General features: G+C 66.3%; 19 protein-coding genes and 1 pseudogene. 8 read left to right on the top strand and 12 right to left on the bottom strand.

Annotated elements, in window-relative coordinates; genetic code table 11:
* Window positions 1-168: pseudogene (locus tag SAMIE_RS07140) on the bottom strand (polyhydroxyalkanoate synthesis regulator DNA-binding domain-containing protein); the annotation flags it as partial.
* Here SAMIE_RS07140 and SAMIE_RS07135 point away from each other — a divergent pair.
* On the top strand, window positions 167-1,255 hold the full coding sequence (locus SAMIE_RS07135) for an alpha/beta fold hydrolase (protein WP_083952504.1): 1,089 nt from the start codon (window positions 167-169) through the stop codon (window positions 1,253-1,255). The pseudogene SAMIE_RS07140 and the gene SAMIE_RS07135 sit on opposite strands and share 2 nt — an antisense overlap.
* A 50-nt stretch (window positions 1,256-1,305) precedes the next feature.
* Window positions 1,306-2,478 (top strand): acetyl-CoA C-acetyltransferase, encoded by a 1,173-nt coding sequence (locus tag SAMIE_RS07130; RefSeq protein WP_066700932.1) that lies wholly within the window; start codon window positions 1,306-1,308, stop codon window positions 2,476-2,478.
* A gap of 41 nt (window positions 2,479-2,519) precedes the next feature.
* On the opposite strand, the gene SAMIE_RS07125 is transcribed toward SAMIE_RS07130, so the two are convergent.
* The 9 genes from SAMIE_RS07125 to SAMIE_RS07085 all read right to left on the bottom strand — a co-directional run bounded on the left by SAMIE_RS07125 (window position 2,520) and on the right by SAMIE_RS07085 (window position 13,284).
* Entirely contained in the window at window positions 2,520-2,660 is a 141-nt protein-coding gene (locus SAMIE_RS07125) for a DUF2256 domain-containing protein (protein ID WP_083952503.1), read from the bottom strand.
* Window positions 2,660-3,706 (bottom strand): alanine racemase, encoded by a 1,047-nt coding sequence (alr, locus tag SAMIE_RS07120; protein ID WP_066700939.1) that lies wholly within the window; start codon window positions 3,704-3,706, stop codon window positions 2,660-2,662. Before alr ends, SAMIE_RS07125 begins: the two co-directional genes overlap by 1 nt.
* 25 nt (window positions 3,707-3,731) lie before the next feature.
* Window positions 3,732-5,321: an MFS transporter gene (locus tag SAMIE_RS07115; RefSeq protein WP_066700938.1), complete on the bottom strand. Its 1,590-nt coding sequence runs from the start codon at window positions 5,319-5,321 to the stop codon at window positions 3,732-3,734.
* Between the two features lie 216 nt (window positions 5,322-5,537).
* Complete coding sequence (locus SAMIE_RS07110; protein ID WP_066700931.1) at window positions 5,538-7,535, bottom strand: acetyl-CoA carboxylase biotin carboxylase subunit; 1,998 nt, start codon at window positions 7,533-7,535, stop codon at window positions 5,538-5,540.
* Complete coding sequence (locus SAMIE_RS23325; RefSeq protein ID WP_126516766.1) at window positions 7,532-7,786, bottom strand: hypothetical protein; 255 nt, start codon at window positions 7,784-7,786, stop codon at window positions 7,532-7,534. The genes SAMIE_RS07110 and SAMIE_RS23325 overlap by 4 nt, the downstream gene beginning before the upstream one ends.
* A gap of 127 nt (window positions 7,787-7,913) precedes the next feature.
* Window positions 7,914-8,918: a biotin synthase BioB gene (gene bioB, locus SAMIE_RS07100; protein ID WP_066700929.1), complete on the bottom strand. Its 1,005-nt coding sequence runs from the start codon at window positions 8,916-8,918 to the stop codon at window positions 7,914-7,916.
* On the bottom strand, window positions 8,915-11,080 hold the full coding sequence (scpA, locus tag SAMIE_RS07095; protein WP_066700928.1) for a methylmalonyl-CoA mutase: 2,166 nt from the start codon (window positions 11,078-11,080) through the stop codon (window positions 8,915-8,917). Before scpA ends, bioB begins: the two co-directional genes overlap by 4 nt.
* A gap of 122 nt (window positions 11,081-11,202) precedes the next feature.
* The gene (mce, locus tag SAMIE_RS07090) at window positions 11,203-11,640 is read right to left on the bottom strand and encodes a methylmalonyl-CoA epimerase (RefSeq protein WP_066700927.1); all 438 of its coding nucleotides are present in this window, start codon (window positions 11,638-11,640) and stop codon (window positions 11,203-11,205) included.
* 111 nt (window positions 11,641-11,751) lie between these two features.
* A complete protein-coding gene (locus tag SAMIE_RS07085) occupies window positions 11,752-13,284 on the bottom strand; it encodes an acyl-CoA carboxylase subunit beta (protein WP_066700926.1) in 1,533 nt (510 codons plus the stop codon).
* Window positions 13,285-13,398: 114 nt separating this feature from the next.
* On the opposite strand from SAMIE_RS07085, the gene SAMIE_RS07080 reads away from it, so the two are divergent.
* Together SAMIE_RS07080 and SAMIE_RS07075 are read left to right on the top strand one after the other, a co-directional pair.
* Window positions 13,399-14,814 carry a helix-turn-helix domain-containing protein gene (locus SAMIE_RS07080; protein WP_066700925.1) on the top strand — a complete coding sequence of 472 codons (1,416 nt, stop codon included), beginning with the start codon at window positions 13,399-13,401 and terminating at the stop codon, window positions 14,812-14,814.
* Window positions 14,815-14,886: 72 nt separating this feature from the next.
* Window positions 14,887-15,603, top strand: a complete 717-nt coding sequence (locus SAMIE_RS07075) for a 2OG-Fe dioxygenase family protein (protein ID WP_066700924.1) — start codon at window positions 14,887-14,889, stop codon at window positions 15,601-15,603.
* Here the strand turns inward: SAMIE_RS07075 and rnr are convergent.
* Window positions 15,600-17,909 carry a ribonuclease R gene (rnr, locus tag SAMIE_RS07070; RefSeq protein ID WP_066700923.1) on the bottom strand — a complete coding sequence of 770 codons (2,310 nt, stop codon included), beginning with the start codon at window positions 17,907-17,909 and terminating at the stop codon, window positions 15,600-15,602. The genes SAMIE_RS07075 and rnr overlap by 4 nt on opposite strands.
* A gap of 68 nt (window positions 17,910-17,977) precedes the next feature.
* Between rnr and SAMIE_RS07065 the strand changes: the two genes are divergently transcribed.
* Window positions 17,978-18,376: a cupin domain-containing protein gene (locus SAMIE_RS07065; RefSeq protein WP_066700922.1), complete on the top strand. Its 399-nt coding sequence runs from the start codon at window positions 17,978-17,980 to the stop codon at window positions 18,374-18,376.
* On the opposite strand, the gene SAMIE_RS07060 is transcribed toward SAMIE_RS07065, so the two are convergent.
* A complete protein-coding gene (locus SAMIE_RS07060; RefSeq protein WP_066700921.1) occupies window positions 18,373-19,026 on the bottom strand; it encodes an MOSC domain-containing protein in 654 nt (217 codons plus the stop codon). The genes SAMIE_RS07065 and SAMIE_RS07060 overlap by 4 nt on opposite strands.
* A gap of 108 nt (window positions 19,027-19,134) precedes the next feature.
* On the opposite strand from SAMIE_RS07060, the gene SAMIE_RS07055 reads away from it, so the two are divergent.
* Genes SAMIE_RS07055 through SAMIE_RS07045 form a run of 3 tightly spaced genes read left to right on the top strand, consistent with a single transcriptional unit; the run spans window position 19,135 to window position 22,530 of the window.
* Window positions 19,135-20,313 carry a glycosyltransferase family 4 protein gene (locus SAMIE_RS07055; RefSeq protein WP_066700920.1) on the top strand — a complete coding sequence of 393 codons (1,179 nt, stop codon included), beginning with the start codon at window positions 19,135-19,137 and terminating at the stop codon, window positions 20,311-20,313.
* A gap of 28 nt (window positions 20,314-20,341) precedes the next feature.
* Complete coding sequence (locus SAMIE_RS07050; RefSeq protein WP_066700919.1) at window positions 20,342-21,661, top strand: replication-associated recombination protein A; 1,320 nt, start codon at window positions 20,342-20,344, stop codon at window positions 21,659-21,661.
* A complete protein-coding gene (locus SAMIE_RS07045) occupies window positions 21,658-22,530 on the top strand; it encodes a hypothetical protein (RefSeq protein WP_066700918.1) in 873 nt (290 codons plus the stop codon). Before SAMIE_RS07050 ends, SAMIE_RS07045 begins: the two co-directional genes overlap by 4 nt.
* Window positions 22,531-22,536 lie beyond the last annotated feature (6 nt).

Raw genomic sequence — 22,536 nt, 5'->3', positions numbered from 1 at the left:
CTCCCCGGTCTTGGCGTCGACGACGGTGAACTCGCGCCCTTCGCGGGTCATCTGTGACAGAAGGTCGAGGGTGATGTAGCTGGAGGTTTCGGTGTTATAGAGACGCCGGTTGGCGTACTTCTTGATGACGACCGGTTCCGATTGATTGGCGGTCTTGGATTTGGTCATGCATTCCTCTCCCTCACCTGCATCTTCCGCAATAGCACAAGCCGTTGCCGCACCGCAACATGGGCCGCGGCCTTTACCCCTTTTCCTCAATATTTTATGGCGCGAAACGGAGGGCGATCCCGCGCTGCGGCAAAAGGCGATGGCGGGGCTGCGCAAATATCAGGAGGCGGCAAGGCCCGATCCCGTTCCTCCACCGCCCTGCGCCGCCGCTTGCGGGGCCGCGCGCCTGCTGCATTTCGGGGCGGACAATGGTCGCCATCCGGTTGTTTTCATTCCCTCGCTCATCAATCCTCCCGCCATTTTCGACCTGTCGGAAAAGCGATCCATGCTGCGCCACATGGCCGCAGCAGGGCATGACGCTTATCTGGTCGACTGGGGCACGCCGGAGCCGGACGACGCGGATCTGGGGCTGGACCATCATGTGACCGAAAGGCTGATGCCGCTGCTCGCAGGCCTGCCCCGCCCCCCTGTTCTCGTGGGCTATTGCCTTGGCGGAAGCCTGACGCTGGGCGCTGCAAGGGCGGTCGGTGCGAAAGCCGTCGCCACCATCGCGACGCCGTGGCGGTTCGATGCCTTTCCGGAAGAGGATCGCTCGCTCGTCATCAGGCTGTGGACGGACGCGCGGGCGGTGTGCGAGCGGCTGGGCTATGTGCCGATGGAGGTGCTGCAATCGGGCTTCTGGGCGATGGACCCGGCGCGCACGATCCGCAAATATGCGGCCTTTACCGACATGGAGCCGGGGTCCGAAGCGGAGCGCGCCTTCCTCGCGGTGGAGGACTGGGCCAATCAGGGCGCGCCGCTGACCTTCGCGGCGGGACGCGATCTGTTCGAGCGGCTTTATGCCGACAATGTGTCCGGGCGCGGCCTGTGGCAGGTGGCGGGGGAACGGGTGGAGCCGCAGGCGCTGTCCTGCCCTTCCCTCTCCATCGTGTCCGCATCCGACCGCATCGTGCCCGCCGCCGCCGGTCCGGCTCTCGCCGAACAATGGTGCCTGTCGCTCGGCCATGTGGGGATGGTGGTGAGCGGACGCGCGCGGGAAATGCTCTGGCGCCCCCTCTCCCTTTGGCTTTCCAGTCATGGCGGCTGATGCTATGTGCGCCTGCGAAGAGAACAGGCATACAGATTGAGGATCAGCCCATGTCAGACATCGTCATCACCGCCGCCAAACGCACCCCGGTCGGCAGTTTTCTGGGCGCTTTCGCGTCCGTTCCGGCGCATGAGCTGGGGCGTCAGGCAATCCTCGCTGCACTTGCTCAGGCCGGAGTCGCGGCGGACGAAATCGACGAGGTGATTCTGGGTCAGGTGCTGGCTGCGGGACAGGGGCAGAACCCTGCGAGGCAGGCCGCCGTCAATGCGGGCATCCCGGTCGAGCGCACCGCCATCGGCCTCAACCAGCTCTGCGGCTCGGGGCTGCGTGCCGTGGCTCTGGCGGCGCAGGCGATCCGGGCCGGGGACGCGCGCATCATGGTCGCGGGCGGGCAGGAAAGCATGTCGATGGCGCCGCACGCCCAGTTTCTGCGCGCGGGCGCGAAGATGGGTCCGGTCAGCCTTGTCGACACGATGATCCACGACGGGCTGACCGACGCCTTCAACAATTATCATATGGGCATCACCGCCGAAAACCTCGCGGAGAAATATCAGATCAGCCGCGAGGCGCAGGACGCTTTTGCCGTGGCGAGCCAGAACAAGGCGTCGGCGGCGCGCGCGGCGGGCCGCTTCAGGGATGAGATCGCGCCCGTCACCGTCAAGGGTCGCAAGGGCGACACCATCGTCGACACCGACGAATATATCCGTGACGGCGCGACGGTCGAGGCGATGCAGAGCCTGAAGCCCGCGTTCAAGAAGGACGGCACCGTCACCGCCGGGAATGCGAGCGGCATCAATGACGGCGCGGCGGCGCTGGTGCTGATGACCGCGGACGAGGCGGCGAAGCGCGGATCGGCCGTGCTGGGGCGGATCGCGGGCTTTGCGACCTGCGGCGTCGATCCTTCGATCATGGGGATCGGGCCGGTTCCGGCCAGCCGCAAGGCGCTGGAGAAAGCGGGCTGGTCGGTCGGCGACCTCGACCTCATCGAAGCGAACGAGGCCTTTGCCGCGCAGGCGCTGTCGGTCGGGCAGGAACTGGGATTCGATCCCGAAAAGCTCAACGTCAATGGCGGCGCGATCGCCATCGGTCATCCGATCGGCGCTTCGGGCGCGCGGGTGCTGACCACCCTGCTCTACGAAATGGGCAAGCGCGACGCGAAGAAGGGGCTTGCGACGCTCTGCATCGGCGGCGGCATGGGCGTCGCCATGTGCATCGAGCGCTGAGGCGTTGAGGATGCCGCCGGTCAGAGGATCGGCGGCCCTCGCTATTTTCCCCGGCGGCAGCGGTCGGAGCAGTAGACGACATGCTCCCAGTCGCGCGCCCATTTGCGCCGCCACGCGAAGGGGCGGCCACAGGCGGGGCAGGTCTTCGTCGGCAGGTCGCCCTTGGCCACGCCATTGGGCATCAGGCCCAGATCCGGTCGTATCGCGCGCCGAGGCCGGTCAGCAGTTCATATTGAGACAGGCCCGATGCCGCCGACCCTTCCCGCAGGTCGTAGGCGATGTCGAGCCAGTCGCCCTCCGCCACATCGGGTCGTGCAGTCACGTCCACCGCAATCAGGTCCATCGACACCCGCCCCAGCAGCGGCAGGCGCGCGCCATCGAGTAGCGCCGCTCCCCGGCCTGAAAAGCCGCGCAGATAGCCATCGGCATAGCCGAGGTTCAGGATCGCGACTTCATGCGTCCGGGTCGCGGTGAAGATGGCGTTGTAGCCGATGCTGTCGCCTGCGATCAGCGTGCGGCGTTGCAGTATCTGCGCCTGCGGCGTCACCACGGCGCGGATATGATCCTGCGCCTCCGGCCGGGGGATGCCGCCGTACAGCGCGAGGCCGGGGCGGGTCAGGTCGAAATGGAAGTCGCCGCCGTGGCAGATGCCCGCGCTGTTGGCGAGGCTGGCGCGCCTGGCCGTCACGGCCCCCTGCAACCCGGCGAAGCGGTCGCGCTGGACCCGGTTGAGCGGCCTGTCCTCATCCGCCGAAGCGAGATGGCTCATCACCGTTTCGATCCGCAGTCCTGCGGTCATCGCCGTAACGTCACCGCGCCAGTCGAGGCCGAGACGGTTCATGCCAGTGTCGATCATGACGTCGCACGCTCCGCCGCCCGCCTCGCGCCAGCGCGCGATCTGCGTGGGCGTGCTGAGCACCGGACGCGCGCGGGAGGCGAGCGCGTGACGCATGTCCTCGTCCCGGACGCCGTGCAGGACGGACAGTGACAGGCCGTCCTCGAGCAGCGGCTCCAGCGCCGCCGCTTCGCCCCAGTTGGACACGAAGAAGTCGCGGCATCCCGCCTGCGCCAGCCGCCGCATCACCTCTGCCGCCCCAAGGCCGTAGCCGTTCGCCTTGATCGCCGCGCCGCACGCCGCGCCGCCGCTCATGCCATCGAGCCAGCGCCAGTTGGCGACAAGCGCCGCGCCATCGAGGCGCAGGCGCAGGGGAGCGACATAATCCTGCATCATCCCGCCGATAGCGCCCCCATCGTCAGGCGTCGAGGGGGCGGTCTTTCGTTTCGGGCAGCGCGATGAGGCAGGTCAGCAGCGCGGCCGCCACCACCGCCAGCGTATACCACAGCCCGGCATAGGGATTGCCGGTGCGCGCGACGATATACTGGCTGACCAGCGGCAGGAACCCGCCGAAATAGCCGGTCCCGATATGATAGGGGATCGACAGCGAGGAATAGCGGATGCGCGCGGGGAAATATTCCGACAATAGCGCGGCGACGGGGCCGTAAGTCGCACCCGAGATGCACCAGAGCAGCAGCATGGCGAGGAATAACAGAGCCGCACGCGGCCAGTCCGGCGTCACCGCGCCGGTGGGATAGCCCGCTTCGCCCAGCGCCGCGTCGAGACCCGCCGGGGTCAGGTCGATGACCGCAGCGCCGCCGATACTGACGGCAGGCGCGTCGCCCGCCTGCTTGTCATAGGGGATGCCGCGCTTCGAGAAATGATCGAGCAGCCTGCCGCAGGCGGTGGGCTGCACTTTGGCGAAGGGATCGAAGCGGCAGTCGGGGCCGCTCACCACCACGGGCGCGCGCTCCGCCGCCTGCTCCAGCGCAGGGTTCGCGGTCGACCCCATGAACTGATAGATGGGCAGCGCCAGAAGCAGCATCAGCGCATAGCCGATGATGACGGGCCTGCGCCGCCCCACCCTGTCGGACAGCCAGCCGAAGAAGATGAACGCGCCCATGCCAACGAAGGCGCTGCCGCCCACCAGCATCTGCGCGACGCCGGGCGCGACGTGCAGGCCGCTCTGCAGGAAATAGAGCGCCTGGAACATGACTGTGTAGGCGATGACGGTGAAGCCCGCCGCGATGCCGATCATCGCCACCAGCATGCGCTTGACGTTGCCGGGGGCGGTGAAGGCTTCGCGCAGCGGGTTCTTCGCCTGCGCGCCTGCCGCCTTCATCGCCATGAAGACGGGGCTTTCGCGCAGCATCAGGCGCATCCAGAGCGAGATGGCCAGCAGCGCGAGCGAGAGGATGAAGGGAATGCGCCAGCCCCACGCGTCCCACGCCGCCTGTCCCACCACCGCCTGCGTCGCGACGACGACGATCAGGGAGAGGATGAAACCGCCGATCACGCCCGCCTGAATGAAGCTGGTGTAAAAGCCGCGCTTTCCGGCTGGGGCATGTTCGGCGACATAGATGGCCGCGCCGCCATATTCGCCGCCCAGCGCCAGCCCCTGCGCGATGCGCAGCGCGATGAGGATGACGGGCGCTGCGACGCCGATGCTGGCGGCGGCCGGGGTCAGCCCGACGCCTGCCGTGGCGAGTCCCATGAGGACGATAGTGGCGAGGAAAGTGTATTTGCGGCCCAGCCGGTCGCCCAGATAGCCGAACAGCACCGCGCCCAGCGGCCGGAACGCGAAGCCGATGGCGAAACCGGCCAGCGTGTAGAGCAACTCGACCGTGGGATTGTCGGTGGGGAAGAAGGTGCGACCGATGATCGGCGCGAGGACGCCGTAGATGTAGAAATCATACCATTCGAACACCGTGCCCAGCGCCGACGCGGTGATGACCAGCCGGTCCCGCCGCGCGTCCATGACATAGGCCGGTGCCGCCGCCTCGCTCATCATTCCCCCTTAGCTTCGCATATTTCCCGCAACTTCTGACATTTCGATGCGCGAGTGGGAAATCATATTTCCTATGGCGAAGGGGGGTGCGTTTCGCGAGGGGGATGGTCGCACGGGTTCGTCGGAATAGGACAGGAAGGTGGCGAGAAGACGCTGACCCTCCACCATGCTTCGCATGGTCCCCCTCCCCGAGCAAGCTCGGGGAGGAATTGACGCCTATTCCAGTTCGAGGATGACCGCGTCCACGGGCAGGCTTTCGCCCTGTGCGGCGGACACGCTCTTGACCGTGCCTGCCTTGCCCGCGCGCAGGATATTTTCCATCTTCATCGCTTCGATCACCGCGAGCGGCTGGCCGACTTCGACCTTGTCGCCTTCCTTGACGTTGAGCGCGACCAGCAGGCCGGGCATCGGGCAGATGAGGAAGCGCGACAGGTCCGGCGGCACCTTTTCGATCATGTGCACGGCGTGCTGCGCGGCATGGGCGGGCAGGATGCGCAGCTTGTGGCTCGCGCCATGGGCGGTCAGCACGAAGCCCGAACGCACCGGCGCGATCCGCACCGCCAGCGCTTCGTCTCCGAACTCCGCCTCGATCAGCCGGTCGCCCGGCGTATATTCGAGCGCCATGTCGAGCGCTTCGCCATCGACAGTCACATCATCGCCGTCGATGACGACATCGTGGATCGCGTCCCCGATCTTCACCTGCCATCCGGTCGGCGGGGCGAGGCGCTTGCCGAGCTGCCCCTCGATCCGGCGGGCGCGGTCGGCCTGCGCCATGGCGGCGAAGGCGCCGATGGCGGACAGGCGCTTGAGCAGTTCGGGCGATGCGGGCGCGCCATGGAAGCCTTCGGGATATTCCTCCGCGATGAAGCCGGTGGTGATGTTGCCCGAACGGAAGCGCTCATGCTGCATCAGCGCGGACACGAAGTCGATATTGTGGCCCGGCCCGTCGATCTCGAAACGGTCGAGCGCCTCGATCTGCTTGTCGATGGCTTCGATGCGCGTGGGCGCCCAGGTGATGAGCTTGGCGATCATCGGATCGTAGAACATGGAGACTTCGCCGCCTTCGGTGACGCCATCGTCCACGCGCACTTTCGCGCCGCTTTCGTCGGTGCCCGTTTCGGGCGGATTGTAGCGGATGAGGCGGCCGGTCGATGGCAGGAAGCCGCGATAGGGATCTTCGGCATAGACGCGGTTCTCGATCGACCAGCCGTTGATCTTCACATCGGCCTGCGTGAAGGCGAGCTTCTCGCCATTGGCGACGCGGATCATCTGCTCGACGAGGTCGACGCCAGTGATTTCCTCGGTGACGGGATGTTCGACCTGAAGCCGGGTGTTCATTTCGAGGAAGTAGAAGCCGTCGCCGGTCTTGTCCTCGCCCGACACGATCAGTTCGACCGTGCCTGCGCTGAAATAGCCGACCGCGCGGGCGAGCGCGACGCACTGTTCGCCCATCTTGCGGCGCATCTCGGGGCTGACGAAGGGCGACGGCGCTTCCTCCACGACCTTCTGGTGGCGGCGCTGGATCGAGCATTCGCGTTCGTTGAGATAGACGATATTGTCATGCTGGTCGCCCAGCACCTGAATTTCGATGTGGCGCGGGCTTTCGATGAACTTTTCGATGAACACGCGGTCGTCGCCGAAGCTGGCGAGGCCTTCGCGCTTGGTCGCCTCGAAGCCTTCGCGGACATCCTGTTCGCTATAGGCGAGGCGCATCCCCTTGCCGCCGCCGCCCGCCGACGCCTTCATCATCACGGGATAGCCGATCTCGTTGGAGATTTTGACGGCATGTTCGGTGTCGTCGATCACGCCGACATAGCCGGGGACGACATTGACGCCCGCTTCCATCGCGAGCTTCTTGGACTCGATCTTGTCGCCCATGGCGGCGATGGCGTTGGCGGGCGGGCCGACGAAGACGATCCCCTCGGCGTCCAGCGCCTTGCGGAAGGATTCCCGCTCGGACAGGAAGCCATAGCCGGGGTGGACCGCGTCGGCGCCGGTCTGCTTGCAGGCTTCGATGATCTTGTCGGCGATCAGATAGGACTGGGCGGCGGGAGATGGGCCGATATGGACGGCTTCGTCCGCCATCAGCACATGCGGCGCGCGCGCGTCGGCATCGGAATAGACCGCGACGGTGGCGATACCCATCTTCTTCGCCGTGCGCATGACACGGCACGCGATTTCGCCACGGTTCGCGATCAGGATTTTTTTGATCATCTGTCTTTGACCTGCCTCATGACTTGCTTGGCAATGGAATTTCCCAGGTATCGGCAGAACAGCCAACACAGGACGGCGTAAATCAACGTTGGGATGATGATCGCAACACTACCGACATCAACTGGCGGGAATGTTCCGGCGCTTCCTCGATAAGCGCTCACTATCATCATCCAGAGGCCCAGAACCCCGAACCAGTAGATCATAGAAACCAAGGTAAAGATGCGGACGAACCATCCGACCTTGATCCTCATCCTCTCACCCGGCATTTTTCACCCGTCATGCCGGACCTGATCCGGCATCCCGCTTTCTCTCCACACGACGGCAAGAAAGAAGCGGGACCCCGGATCAAGTCCGGGGCGACAGAGGGTGGTGAGTGGATCACTCCGCCGCCTCCAGATGGCCGTGCGGCTGCGCGGCCATCGCGCTTAGCCCCAGCTTCCCCAGCAGCGCCGCGTCCTTGTCGTCGCCGGCGTTGGCCGCCGTCAGCAGCTTGTCGCCGGTGAAGATGCTATTCGCGCCGGCCATGAAGCAGAGCGCCTGACAGGCCTCGCTCATGCTCTCACGGCCCGCGCTGAGGCGCACCATCGAGCGCGGCATGACGATCCGCGCGACGGCGACGGTCCGCACGAACTCCACCTCGTCGATCTTCGCGAGCGGCGTGTCCTTCAGCATGTCGCCCAGCACCGTGCCAGCAACCGGGACCAGCGCGTTGATCGGCACGCTTTCGGGGTGCGGCATGGTGGCGAGGGCGTGGAGGAACCCGATGCGGTCGCTGCGCGTCTCGCCCATACCGACGATCCCGCCGCAGCACACGTTGATGCCCGCATTGCGGACATTTTCCAGCGTTTCGATGCGATCCTCGAACGTGCGTGTCGTGATGACGTTGGCGTAGTTTTCGGGCGAGGTGTCGATATTATGGTTGTAATAGTCGAGGCCCGCGTCGGCGAGCTGCTTCGCCTGCCCCTCGTCCAGCATGCCCAGCGTCATGCAGGTTTCCATGCCCATCGCGCGGACGCCCTGCACCATGGCGACCAGCTTGGGCATGTCGCGCTGCTTGGGGTTGCGCCACGCCGCGCCCATGCAGAAGCGGCCCGATCCGTGATCCTTCGCCTGCGCGGCGGCTTGCAGCACGGCCTGCACGTCCATCAGCTTGGTGGCTTTAAGGCCGCTGTCCGCCTCGGTCGACTGCGAGCAATATCCGCAATCCTCCGGGCAGCCGCCGGTCTTGATCGACAGCAGGGTCGAAAGCTGCACCTCGTTGCGCGGGTGATTGGCGCGGTGGACCGACTGCGCTTCGAACATCAGGTCGTTGAAGGGCAGGTCGAACAGCGCGGCGATTTCCTCGCGCGTCCAGTCGGTGCGGGGAGTGGTGGGGGTATTCAAGCGGCTTCCTCCAGCCCGGCGGGGGGCATGTTGTGGCCGAGGAGGCGCAGCACGTCGGCGGCGCATTCCACGACATTGGAACCCGGTCCATAAATGCCCTGAACGCCCGCGTCACGGAGGAAGTCGTAATCCTGCGGCGGGATCACCCCGCCCGCGATCACCTTGATGTCGTGGCGGCCATGTTCGCGCAGGCGGTTGATGAGTTCGGGGATCAGCGTCTTGTGCCCCGCCGCGAGGCTGGACGCGCCGACCACGTCGACGCCGCTGTCGAGCGCCAGCACCACCGTTTCCTCCGGCGTCTGGAACAGCGGGCCGGACACCACATCGAAGCCCATGTCACCGAAGGCGGACGCGATGATGTTGGCGCCCCGATCGTGCCCGTCCTGACCCATCTTGGCGACGAGCAGTCTGGGCTTGCGACCGAGGCGCCGTTCGACGGCCTGCACGCCGTCGAGAACCTGTTTCCAGCGGCTGTCATCCTTGTAGGGCGCGCCATAGACGCCCTTCACGGGCGTGGGCTGGGTGCCGTAGCGCTGGAAGCTGTCTTCCATCGCGGAAGAGATTTCGCCGAGCGTCGCGCGGGCGCGGGCCGCTTCGACCGCATGGGCGAGGAGGTTGTTTTCGATGCTCTGCGGCCCCGCCGCCGCTGCGCGCAGCGCTTCGAGCGCGGCCTGACAGGCGGCCTCGTTGCGCTCCGCCTTGACGCGGTTGATGCGGGCGATCTGCGCTTCGCGCACCTTGGTGTTGTCGACCTCCAGCGTTTCGAGCAGGTCTTCGCTGGCGAGGCGATATTTGTTGACGCCGACGATCACGTCCTCGCCCCGGTCGACGCGGGCCTGCCGCGCGGCGGCGGCGGTTTCGATCATCGCCTTGGGCCAGCCAGCGCCCACGGCTTTCGCCATGCCGCCTTCGGATTCCACGCGGTCGATGATCTCCTGCGCGGCGTCCACAAGCTGCTGCGTCAGCGCCTCGACATAATAGCTGCCGCCGAGCGGATCGACGACATTGCACATGCCCGTTTCTTCTTGGATCACGATCTGCGTGTTGCGTGCGATGCGGGCGGAAAAGTCGGTGGGGAGCGCGATGGCTTCGTCGAGCGCATTGGTGTGGAGCGACTGGGTGCCGCCCAGCATCGCCGCCATCGCTTCGATGGTGGTGCGCATGACGTTGTTATAGGGGTCCTGCTCGGTCAGCGAGACGCCTGAGGTCTGGCAGTGGGTGCGCAGCATCTTGGAGCGCTCGTCGCGGGCGCCGAGCTTCGTCATGACCCGGTGCCACAGCACGCGCGCGGCGCGCAGCTTGGCGATCTCCATGAAGAAGTTCATGCCGATGGCGAAGAAGAAGGAGAGCCGCCCGGCGAACTTGTCGATGTCGAGGCCCGAGGCGACGCCGTAGCGCACATATTCGGCGCCGTCCGCGATGGTGAAGGCCAGTTCCTGCACCTGCGTCGCGCCCGCTTCCTGCATATGATAGCCGGAAATGGAGATGCTGTTGAACTTGGGCATCTCACGCGAGGTGTAGCCGAAAATGTCGCTGATGATCCGCATCGAGGGTTCGGGCGGGTAGATATAGGTGTTGCGGACCATGAACTCCTTGAGGATGTCGTTCTGGATGGTCCCGTCGAGCAGCTTGCGTTCGACCCCCTGCTCCTCGCCCGCGACGATGAAGAAGGCGAGGATCGGGATCACCGCGCCGTTCATCGTCATGGAAACCGACATCTGGTCGAGCGGAATGCCGTCGAACAGGATCTTCATATCCTCGACGCTGTCGATGGCGACGCCCGCCTTGCCGACATCGCCCACGACGCGCGGATGGTCGCTGTCATAGCCGCGATGGGTTGCAAGGTCGAAGGCGACCGACAGCCCCTTCTGCCCGGCGGCGAGGTTGCGGCGGTAGAAGGCGTTGGATTCCTCTGCGGTCGAAAAGCCCGCATATTGGCGGATGGTCCATGGACGGCCCGCATACATGGATGCACGCACGCCACGGGTGAAAGGCGCAAAGCCGGGCAGGCCGGGATCGACCGTCACGTCGTCGGCCGTGTAGAGCGGCTTCACCGTGATCCCTTCCGGGGTCTCCCAGTTCAGATCCTTGCCCTTCACCTCCTTGGCGGCGGCGGCGGCCCACTGGTCGATTGTGGGCTTTGGCGTTGGCTTGTCGGTCATCGTTTTCCCTTACCTCTCATCCCGTTCGGGCTGAGCTTGTCGAAGCCCCCGCCTGAGCGAAGCGAAGGCCTCACTCCGTTCGGCCGAGCCCTTCGACAGGCTCAGGGCGAACGGGTAATGCATCAATGCGCCTCTTTCGGCGTCTCCATGATCTCGGTCAGCACCCCGTTCATGTCCCTGGGGTGGACGAAGAAGATCGGGGTGCCGTGCGCGCCGATGCGGGGTTCGCCCAGCACCTTCTTGCCGAGGCTTTCGAACCACGCTTTCGCCTCGTGGATGTCGGGCACTTCGTAGCACATATGATGCTGGCCACCCGCCGGGTTCTTCGCGATGAAGCCGTGGATCGGGCTGTTTTCGCCGAGCGGCTCGATCAGTTCGATCTGCGTGCCCGCCGTGCCGCCCTCGCCCGGCGTGTCGACGAAGCAGACCTTCACCCCCTGCGCAGGCAGGTCGAACGGCTCATGGCTAAGCGTCGCGCCCATCACGTCACGATAATAGGCAAGGCTCGCCTCCAGCGAAGGCGTCGCGATGCCGATATGGTTCAGGCGTCCGAGTTTCATCCAGCGTTCCTAATCTTCGTCATTCCCGCGCAGGCGGGAACCCATCTCCCGCCTTGTCCCCTGAACGCAATGCCCGGAGATGAGTCCCCGCTTTCGCGGGGATGACATTCTCTAAAGCGGAATATTGTCGTGCTTCTTCCACGGATTTTCGAGGTTCTTGTTCCTCAGCTTCCGCAGGCCGAGCGCGATGCGCTTGCGGGTCGAGTGGGGCTGGATCACCTCGTCGATGAAGCCCTTGGATGCGGCGACGAAGGGGTTGGCGAAGCGGTCCTCATATTCCTTCGTGCGCGCCGCGATTTCCTCCGGCGTCTTGCCGCGGAAGATGATCTCCACCGCGCCCTTCGCGCCCATCACCGCGATTTCGGCGGTGGGCCATGCATAGTTGAGATCGCCGCGCAGATGCTTGGAGCTCATCACGTCATAGGCGCCGCCATAGGCCTTGCGCGTGATGACGGTGATCTTGGGCACGGTGGCTTCGGCATAGGCGAAGAGCAGTTTCGCGCCATGCTTGATGATGCCGTTCAGTTCCTGCTGCGTCCCCGGCAGGAAGCCTGGCACGTCGACGAAGGTCACGATCGGAATTTCGAACGCGTCGCAGAAGCGGACGAAGCGCCCCGCCTTCTTCGAAGAGTTGATGTCGAGCACGCCCGCCAGCACCATCGGCTGATTGGCGATGATGCCCACGGTCTTGCCCTCGATGCGGCCGAAACCGCACAGGATGTTGCCCGCGTGGGCCGGCTGAACCTCGAAGAAATCGCCCTCGTCCACCACCTTCCGGATGAGTTCGTGCATGTCATAGGGCTGGTTGGCGTTGGCCGGGATCAGCGTGTCGAGGCTTTCCTCGACGCGATCCCACGGATCGGCACTGGGCCGTTCGGGCGCGGCATCGCGGTTCGAGGCGGGCAGGAAATCGACGAAATCGCGCACCGCCAGCAGCGCCTCGATGTCGTTTTCGAACGCCACGTCGGCGACGCCCGACTTGGTCGTGTGCGTGATCGCGCCGCCCAGTTCCTCCTGCGTCACGACCTCGTTGGTGACGGTCTTCACCACGTCCGGGCCGGTCACGAACATGAAGCTCGAATCCTTCACCATGAAGATGAAGTCCGTCATCGCGGGGGAATAGACCGCGCCGCCCGCGCACGGACCCATGATGACGCTGATCTGCGGCACGACGCCGGACGCCATCACGTTGCGCTGGAAGATTTCGGCATAGCCGCCGAGCGACGCCACGCCTTCCTGAATACGCGCACCGCCCGAATCGTTGAGGCCGATCACGGGCGCGCCGACCTTCATCGCCATGTCCATGATCTTGCAGATCTTCATCGCGTGCCGTTCCGACACCGCGCCGCCATAGACGGTGAAGTCCTGACTGAAGACGAAGACCAGGCGTCCGTTGACGGTGCCCGATCCGGTGACGACGCCGTCGCCGGGGATATGTTCGGCATCCATGCCGAAATCGACGCAGTTATGCTCGACATACATATCCAGCTCTTCAAAGCTGCCTTCGTCGAGCAGGACGTCCAGCCGCTCGCGCGCGGTCAGCTTGCCCTTCGCGTGCTGCGCGTCGATGCGGCGCTGGCCGCCGCCCATGCGGGCAGCTTCGCGCTTCGCTTCGAGCTGTTCGATGATCGCCAGTTTCGACATGGTCGCTTGCGTCTCCCAAAATACGTGATGTCGCTCATTTCAGTCCGTCACATTTTTCGCAAATGCAAATTTGCCAATTTGCAAATCTCAACTTCGCAAAATAGAGTGCGGTTTATGGCACGCGGCAACCGAATCTTCGCAGGACCGCGCCTGCGCCAGCTTCGCCTCGATCATCGGATGGATCAGGCGACGATGGCGCAGGCGCTGGGCATATCCGTCTCCTATCTTTCGCAACTGGAGAATGACGACCGTCCGTTGACCGCCAAGGTCAAGGCGGCGGTCGCTAGCGCCTTTCCGACCGACTGGGCGAGTTTCGACGCGCGCGAGGAGGAACAGTTGCTGGGCGCGTTCACCTATGCGCTCGCGCATCCGGAGCTGCCCGGCGCGCCGATGGAGCCGGAGCGGATCGAGAAGCTGCACCTGCAATTCCCGGAATTCGCGGCGCGCTACGTCGATCTCTACAACGCGCATATGCGCGCGAACGAGCGCATCAACATGATCGAGGAAGCGATCGCCAACGATCATGAGGTGCAGGCGCGGCTGCCATGGGAAGCGGCGCGCGACTGGTTTCATGAGGCGGGCAACTATGTCCACGCGCTCGATTGCCTTGCCGAAGAGATGGCGGAGAGCTTTACCGCGGGGCAGGTGCTGGACGAAGGGATGCTGGTGGAGGCGCTCGCCCGCCGCCACGGCATCGCGACGCTGATTGCAGAGACGCCCGACAGCGCGCTGCGCGCCTATCGCGCCGCCGACCGGCAGCTCTTCATCAACGCTGCGCTGCCGACCGAGAGCCGCAAGTTCATGCTCGCGCATCAGCTCATGATGCTGGAGGGGCAGGCGGTGATCGCCGACGTGGTGCGCAAGGCGGCGCTCCCGGTGCCGGGCGCGGACCGGCTGCTGGCCATCGGCCTTGGCAATTATGCGGCGGGCGCGCTGCTGATGCCCTACGCCCCGTTCCGCGAGGCGGCGCGGGCGATGCGGCACGATATCGACCGGCTGGCGCGGACCTTCGGCGTCAGTTTCGAGCAGGCGTGCCATCGCCTCTCCACGCTGCAGAGGCCGGGGCTGCGCGGCATTCCCTTCTTCTTCTGCCGCGTCGACATGGCGGGCAACATCACCAAGCGGCATAGCGCCACCCGCCTGCAGTTCGCGCGCTTCGGCGGCGCGTGCCCCCTGTGGAACGTCCATGAAGCCGTCGCCGTGCCCGACCGGATCAACGTGCAACTGGGCGAGACGCCGGACGGGGTGCGCTATGTGTCGATGGCGAAGGGGCTGGTGAAGCCATCGGGCAGCTACAAGCGCACGCCGCGCCGCTTTGCCGTGGTGCTGGGCTGCGAGGTCGCGCATGCGGCGAACTTCGTCTATGCCGACGGACTGCAACTGGAGGTGGAGGGCGCAGCGACGCCCATCGGCATCACCTGCCGCCTGTGCCCCCGCCAGAGCTGCGACCAGCGCGCCTTCCCGCCCGCCGACCGGCCGATCCATGTCGACCCGGACAACCGGCAGATCGTGCCTTACTGGATCGGATGACCCCCCTTTCCCCCATCCACCCTGCGGGAAGCGGCCCTGCCGTTCGTTTTCGGCTGTCGATAGGATGACGGGATGAACGACACGGTCTGCCTTGCCCCAATGGACGACGCGCTGGCGCGGGACGGCTATGCGCGCGTCGCGGGCAGCACGTTGCTGGGCGATCTGTGTATCGGCGCGCAGGCGTGGGAGGCTCTGGCGGAAACGTGGAGCGATCTTGGTCCCGATCTCTATATGGCGGACGGCGGCAGATACCGGCGGCGGCGACATGCGGCCTTTGCGCTGGAGGGCGGGCGCTTCGTCCGCAAGCCGCACCAGCCCCATTATCAGAGCCGCGATTATAACCCCCTCAACGGCGACGTGCAGCGCTGGTTCGATCCTGTGGCCGACGCGACCGTCGCGCTGCCCGCGATGCAGGCGATCCTGTCCTTCTGCGCGGCGAGTTTCGATCCTGCGGCGGCGCGGCGCTGGCATGTCGAGATGCACCAGTTCCGCATCGAGGCGAGCGCCGCCGAAAGCGGCCAGCCGACTCCCGAAGGGATGCACCGCGACGGGGTGGATCATGTGCTGGTGATGCTGATCGAGCGGCATAATGTCCGCGAAGGGGTCACCCGCATCGGCACCGCGGCGGGCGAGCCGCTGGGCGAGTTCACCCTGACCGATCCGGCCGACACGATGCTGATCGACGACCGGCGCATTCTGCACGGGGTTACGCCGATCCATCCGCTCGATCCGGCCATGCCTGCGTGGCGCGACGCCCTGGTCGTGACGCTGGCGGAGGATCTGCCCTAGCGTTTGTGCCTGCCCCGCTTTGCCCCCATGTGGCGGATGTTGGCGGGGCGGCCGCGTTTGATGCCGGGGCGGGTGCGGTCGCGCTTCATCGGACCGCCGCGTGGCGCGGGACTGTCGGGCAGTTCGAAGCGGAGCGATCCGTTGATCGGATCGGCATCCGCCAGCCGCAGGTCGAGCCGCTGGCCGACCGTATAGCGATCTCCGCTTTCGACGCCCTGCAGCGCCCGGCCCGCCTCATCGTAGAAGAAATGTTCCGCCCCCATGGTGGACACCGGCACCAGCCCGTCGCCGCCCAGCCCTTCCACGGTCGCGAAGAAGCCGAAATTCTGCACGCCCGTGATCCGCGCGGGCATGATTTCGCCGACATGGGCGGCGAGATAGGCGGCGACATAGCGGTCGACCGTCTCCCGCTCCGCCTCCATGGCACGGCGCTCATGGCCCGAGATCATCTCGCCCACGCGGCCCATATTCTCATAATCGTCCTGGCTGAGCGCCGTGCGGTCGGGAATATCCTTCCCCTTGGGCGCGGGGAGTTCGAGACCGTAGGCTCCGACCAGCGCCCGGTGCACCAGCAGGTCGGCGTAGCGGCGGATGGGCGAGGTGAAATGGGCGTAGCTGCCGAGCGCGAGGCCGAAATGCCCCATATTCTGCGGGCTGTAATAGGCCTGCGTCTGGCTGCGCAGGATCATCTCCATGATCTGCGGCTTTTCCTCCGCCTCGCCGATCTTCGCGATCAACTGGTTGAAGGTCGATGGCTTCACCACCTGACCCAGCGCGAAGGATATGTCGAAGGTGGCGAGATAGTCCTTCAGCGACACCAGCTTGTCGCGGCTGGGCGGTTCGTGGACGCGATACATGACAGGCGCCTTCTTCGCTTCCAGCGCCTTGGCCGCCGCGACGTTGGCGGCGATCATATAATCCTCGATCAGCATATGCGCGTCGAGCCGTTCCCGCACCGCAACGCTGACGATCTGGCCGCGCTCGTCCAGCACGACGCGGCGTTCGGGGAGGTCGAGCGCGAGCGGATCGCGCGCCGCCCGCGCCTTGCGCAGCAGCGCCCAGCAGGCCCAGAGCGGTTTCAGCGCGGGTTCGAGCAGATCGTTGTCCTTCGTGCCGTCGATGGCCGCCTGCGCATCCTCATAGGCGAGCACCGCCGCGACGCGGATGACGGCGCGGGTGAAGCGCCATGCCGTCACCCTGCCCTGCGCATTGACGGTCAGGTGGCAGGCCATCGCCGCCCGGTCCTGCCCCGCGCGCAGCGAGCACATGTCCGACGACAGTTCGTGCGGCAGCATCGGCACGACCTGATCGGGGAAATAGACGCTGTTGCCGCGCTTCCTCGCTTCCTTGTCGAGCGCGCTGCCGGGGCGGACATAATAGCTGACGTCGGCGATGGCGACGATGGCCCGGTAGCCGCCCGGATTGGCCGGATCGTCATCGGGCGCGGCCCAGACGGCATCGTCATGGTCGCGCGCATCGACCGGGTCGATGGCAAGGATGGGCAGGTGGCGCAGATCCTCGCGCCTGTCTTCATGCAGAGGCAGGGCGGACGCCTTGACCGCCTCCTCCTCTACCCGGTCGGGGAAGACGTGCGGAATGCCATGTTTGTGGATCGCGATCAGGCTGAAGCTGCGCGGGGCAAAGGGGTCGCCGAGAATGTCGGTAACGCGCGCCGAAATGCGCGGGGGACGGCCATGGGGTTCGGCGAGGACGAGGTCGCCGGGCTTTGCGTCGCCCGCATCGCTGATCGGCGTGTCCTTGCGGATGCGCTTGTCGACGGGGCGGAGCCACAGCTTACCGTCCGCCATTTCCTCGACGACGCCCAGCAGTTCCTCGCTCGCCTTGGCGAGCTTCTTCATGACGTGTGCGATCCAGCCGCGCCCTGCCTCCTCCGTGCGGGCAAGGATGCGGTCGCCGATGGTGAGCGCGCCCCTTTTGCCGCGCTCCACCACGCGCAGGCGGGGCGCGGGCTGACCCTCCGCCTCCCACCGTTCGGGCGTGGCGATCAGCGTCGTGTCGTCCACGTCGACGATGCGCAGCACCGTGACCTTGGGCACGCCGCCCATCTTGTGAAAGGCGCGCGCCGGGCCGATGTCGATCAGCCCTTCGTCGGCCATGTCCCTGAGCAGCGCCTTGAGCGCGATCTTTTCCTGCCCCTTGAGGCCGAATGCCTTGGCGATTTCGCGCTTGCCGGCGGGCGTATCCGCCTCGGTGATGAAGGCCATCACCTGATCGCGAGTGGGGAATCCGGCGGGCCGCACCTTGCTTTTGGCGACGGGCTTCTTGTGCTTCTGGGTCGATGCCATGTTCCGGCTATAGGGACGCCCCGCCCCCCGCGCCAGCGATATGGCGGACTGCGGCAGGCGGACCGTTGATGCAGGCTATGATCGCCCTCCTCCTCGCCGCCGCCGCGCCCGCCGCTCCCGCCATCGTCCGGCGCGAGGGGGCGGAGCATTATGTCTGGGGCGGCGTCAATGACGGCTGGCATATGGTAAAGCGCGACGATCTGTCTGTGATCGAGGAAAGGCTCCAGCCCGGCAGCAGCGAGGTGCGGCATTTCCATACGAAGGCGCGGCAGTTCTTCTATGTGCTGCGCGGCGAACTGACGATGGAGGCGGGCGGCGTCACGCAGACGCTCACCGCCGGTCAGGGGATCGAGATCGCGCCGGGCGTGCCGCATCGGGCCGCCAACCGCAGCGCCGCCCCGGTGGAGATCCTCGTCACCTCATCGCCAAAAAGCCATGGCGACCGGGTGGAAGCGCCCGCGGACTAGAGGGAGAGCTTGCTGGCCCGGTCGCGCCAGACTTCGGCGAGCAGGGTCATGTCGGCAAGCTGTCGCACCGCGGCGGCATCGTGCCGGTGCCCGCCGCCGATCAGCAGGCGAAAAAGGCGCGCGACGCTCCAGTCGGGCAAGGGGCGGTCGAGCAGGTCCATGCGCCCGCCCGCCTCCGCCTCCCCTTCGCGAATGACACGGAAATAGACGCCGCAGCGCGCGGTCCTGATGATCGTCGTCATCACGTCCCGCCCGCCAAAGCGATGGTCGAGCTTCCAGCAGGGCTGGCGACCGTGACTGACCTCCACGATGGCGGTGCCCAGCGAAAAGCGGTCGCCGAGGCAGATGTCCTCCTCCGTCATGCCGCGCGATGCGATATTTTCCCCGAACGCGCCGGGCGCGGCCAGCAGCGGGTGGCCGGGCCGCCTCTCCAGCCACCAGTCATAATGATCCTGCGGGTAGAGGTGGATCGCCTTGTCCCAGCCGCCATGATGGATGCGGTCGGCAACGGCGTCGCCTGCAAAGCCGTCCCATGTGATGCGCACCGGTCCTGCCACCGGCTGTTTGGCGATGGCGCTGTGATCGTCCCCGCGAAAAGGGCGGGGCGTGCCCGTCAGCAGGGCATCGACGGTCATGAACGGTCGCGTCATCCCACCCCCATGCCATGTCCGCAAGGCCAAGGCGACAGCCTGTCAGCGGGAAATGGCTGGCCTCATGCTTCCTTGGGTTTTGCGCCGTCCTGCGTTAAGGGGCGGCGGATGGATGTCACGGGTCTGCGTGTCGCGCTTTTCAGCGGCAACTATAATTATGTGCGCGATGGCGCGAATCAGGCGCTCAACCGCTTCGTCGCCTATCTGCTGGGTCAGGGCGCGGCGGTGCGCGTCTATTCGCCGACCGTCGCCAACCCGGCGTTCGCGCCGACCGGCGACCTCGTCAGCGCGCCGTCCTTCGCCGTGCCGGGGCGCAAGGAATATCGCGTGCCCTATCGCCTGTCGGCGGGGCTGCGCCGCGACCTGCGCGCCTTTGCGCCCAACCTCGTCCATGTGTCCAGCCCTGACCCGCTGGGCCATCGCGCGGTGACATGGGCGCGGCAGCACAACCTGCCCACCGTCGCGTCGGTCCATACACGATTCGAAACCTATCCGCGCTATTACGGGCTCGCCTTTCTGGAGCCGCTGGTCGAATCGATGCTGCGCCGCTTCTATCGCCGCTGCGACGCCATCGTAGCGCCGTCCGAATCCATGGCGCAACTGCTGCGGGAACAGCGGATGAGCTATGATGTCGGCATCTGGACGCGCGGGATCGACCGCGACATCTTCAACCCCGGTCGGCGGGACATGGCATGGCGGCAGTCGCTGGGCATCGGCGACGACGATCCGGTGATCGGCTTCATCGGGCGGCTGGTGATGGAAAAGGGGCTGGACGTCTTTTCCGACACCATCGACCAGCTCAGCGCGCGTGGCGTGCGGCACAAGGTGCTGGTGGTGGGCGAAGGCCCGGCACGCGAATGGTTCGAGAACCGGCTGCCGCAGGCGGTTTTCACCGGGTTTCAGCAGGGCGCGGATCTGGGCCGCGCGGTCGCCAGCATGGACATGCTGTTCAACCCGTCCGTCACGGAGACGTTCGGCAATGTGACGCTGGAGGCGATGGCGTGCGGCCTGCCGACCGTCGCGGCGCGGGCGACCGGCAGCGAAAGTCTGGTGACGCAGGGCGTGACCGGCCGCCTGATCCGCCCCGGCGCGATCGGCGGCTTTGCCGACGCGCTGCAATCCTATTGCACCGATCCGCAGACGCGCGCCGCCGCCGGGCTGGCCGCGCAGGCGCGCGCGGAGCGTAACGGGTGGGATCAGGTCAATCAGGCGCTGGTCGATACCTATCTGCGTATCATCCGTCAGCGCGCGCAGGGGCTGGCGCCCCGGTCCAGCCCTGTTCCCTGACGACGAAAGCCACCCTATATCGGCATGGATGGCTGATCTTTTCGCGCCCGACGAACTTCCCGGCTCCGGTGACGGGACCGAAACCGCCCCGCTCGCCGACCGGCTGCGCCCCCGCGCGCTGGACGAGGTGGTGGGGCAGGAACATCTGACCGGACCCGATGGCGCCATCGGGCGGATGGTAGCGGCGGGGCGGCTGTCCTCCATCATCTTCTGGGGGCCGCCGGGCACGGGCAAGACGACCATATCCCGCCTGCTCGCCGACGCGGTGGGAATGCGGTTCGAGCCGATCTCCGCCGTCTTTTCCGGCGTCGCCGACCTCAAGAAAGTGTTCGCCGCCGCGAAGGATCAGGCGCGGCGCGGTGAAAAGACGCTGCTTTTCGTGGACGAAATCCACCGCTTCAACCGGGCGCAGCAGGACAGTTTCCTGCCCTTCGTCGAGGATGGCACGGTGACGCTGGTCGGCGCGACCACGGAAAATCCGAGCTTCGAGCTGAACGCGGCGCTGCTGTCGCGGGCGCAGGTGCTGATCCTGCGGCGGCTGGACGCGGCAGCGCTGGGCCTGTTGCTTGACCGCGCCGAGGAACTGATGCATCGGCCCCTCCCCCTCGATCCTGCGGCGCGCGAGGCATTGCTGGCGAGCGCGGATGGCGATGGGCGTTTCCTGCTCAATCAGGTCGAGACGCTCTATGCCATCGACATTGCCGAACCGCTCGATCCGGCAGGCCTGTCGGCGCTGCTCCACCGCCGCGTCGCGGTCTACGACAAGGATCGGGAGGGGCATTACAATCTCATTTCCGCGCTCCACAAATCGCTGCGCGGGTCCGATCCGCAGGCGGCGCTCTATTATCTCGCGCGGATGCTGACGGCGGGGGAAGAGCCGCTTTACGTCCTGCGCCGCCTCGTCCGTTTCGCGACGGAGGACATCGGTCTCGCCGATCCGCAGGCGGTGGTGCAGTGCCTTGCGGCGAAGGACGCCTACGAGTTTCTGGGGTCGCCCGAGGGGGAACTGGCGATCGTGCAGGCGTGCCTTTATTGCGCCACCGCGCCCAAATCGAACGCCGCCTATGCGGCGATGAAGGCATCCTTCCGCACGGCGCGAGAGACCGGATCGCTGATGCCGCCGATGAACATCGTGAATGCGCCCACCAAGCTGATGAAGCAGGTCGGCTACGGCAAAAATTACCAATATGACCATGACGCCGAAGGGGGCTTTTCCGGCGCGAACTACTGGCCCGAAGAGATGACGCCGCAGACCTTCTACACGCCCACCGACCGGGGATATGAGGCGCGGGTGGCAGAGCGGATCGCCTACTGGAACCGGCTGCGCACGGAACGCGGGACGGAGTGAAAAGGCTGTTCGAGCAGTTCGCCGTGATCGACTGGTCGGGTGAGGCGGTCGCGCGACCGAAGGGGCTGGCGTTGGCGATAGCGGAGCGGGACCGGCGCCCGCCTGTCCTGCTGCGCCCGGACGGCGGGTGGAGCCGGGGGGCCGTGACCGACTGGCTGCGCGAGCATGCGCAGGCGGGCACGCGATTGCTGGTGGGACTGGACCTGTCGCCCGCCTTCCCCTTCCTCGACCAGGGCGCTTATTTCCCCGGCTGGGACGGATCGCCTGCCGATGCGGTCGCGCTTTGGGCGATGGTGGACGCGATGGCGCAGGATGATCCGCATCTTTCGGTCGGAAGCCTGCTGCGCCACGCCGAGATGAAGCGGCATTTCCGGCTCCAGCGCGATTGCGGCGACCTGTTCCCCGCCGGGCGCGGGCGGCTGCGCCTGTGCGAGGTCGGTCAGGCGGCGATGGGGCTGTCGCCCTATAGCTGCTTCAACCTCGTCGGCGCGGCGCAGGTGGGCAAGTCGAGCCTGACCGGGATGCGCACGCTCCACCGGCTGCGCGGGGCGGTGCCGGTCTGGCCGTTCGACCCGGTGCCGGATGAAGGGCCGCTGATCGTGGAGATCTACACCGCGCTCGCCGCGCGCGCCGCGCTGGTGCCGAAGGGACGGTCGAAGATGCGCGACGGCGCGTCGCTGGACGCGGCGCTTGAAGCGTTCGGGACCGCGCCGCATCGGCCGCTTGCCCGCTATGACGATCACGCGACCGACGCGATCCTGACGACAGCGTGGCTGCGCCACGTCGCGGACGATACGCACCTGTGGAACCCGCCCGGCCTGACGCCGCCGATCGCGCGAACGGAGGGCTGGACCTTTGGCGTGATGTGACGCGCA

The sequence above is a fragment of the Sphingobium amiense genome (genome assembly GCF_003967075.1).
GTDB lineage: Bacteria > Pseudomonadota > Alphaproteobacteria > Sphingomonadales > Sphingomonadaceae > Sphingobium > Sphingobium amiense.
Note: the sequence above shows the minus strand (reverse complement) of the source record. Positions and strands in the feature narration are given on the sequence as shown.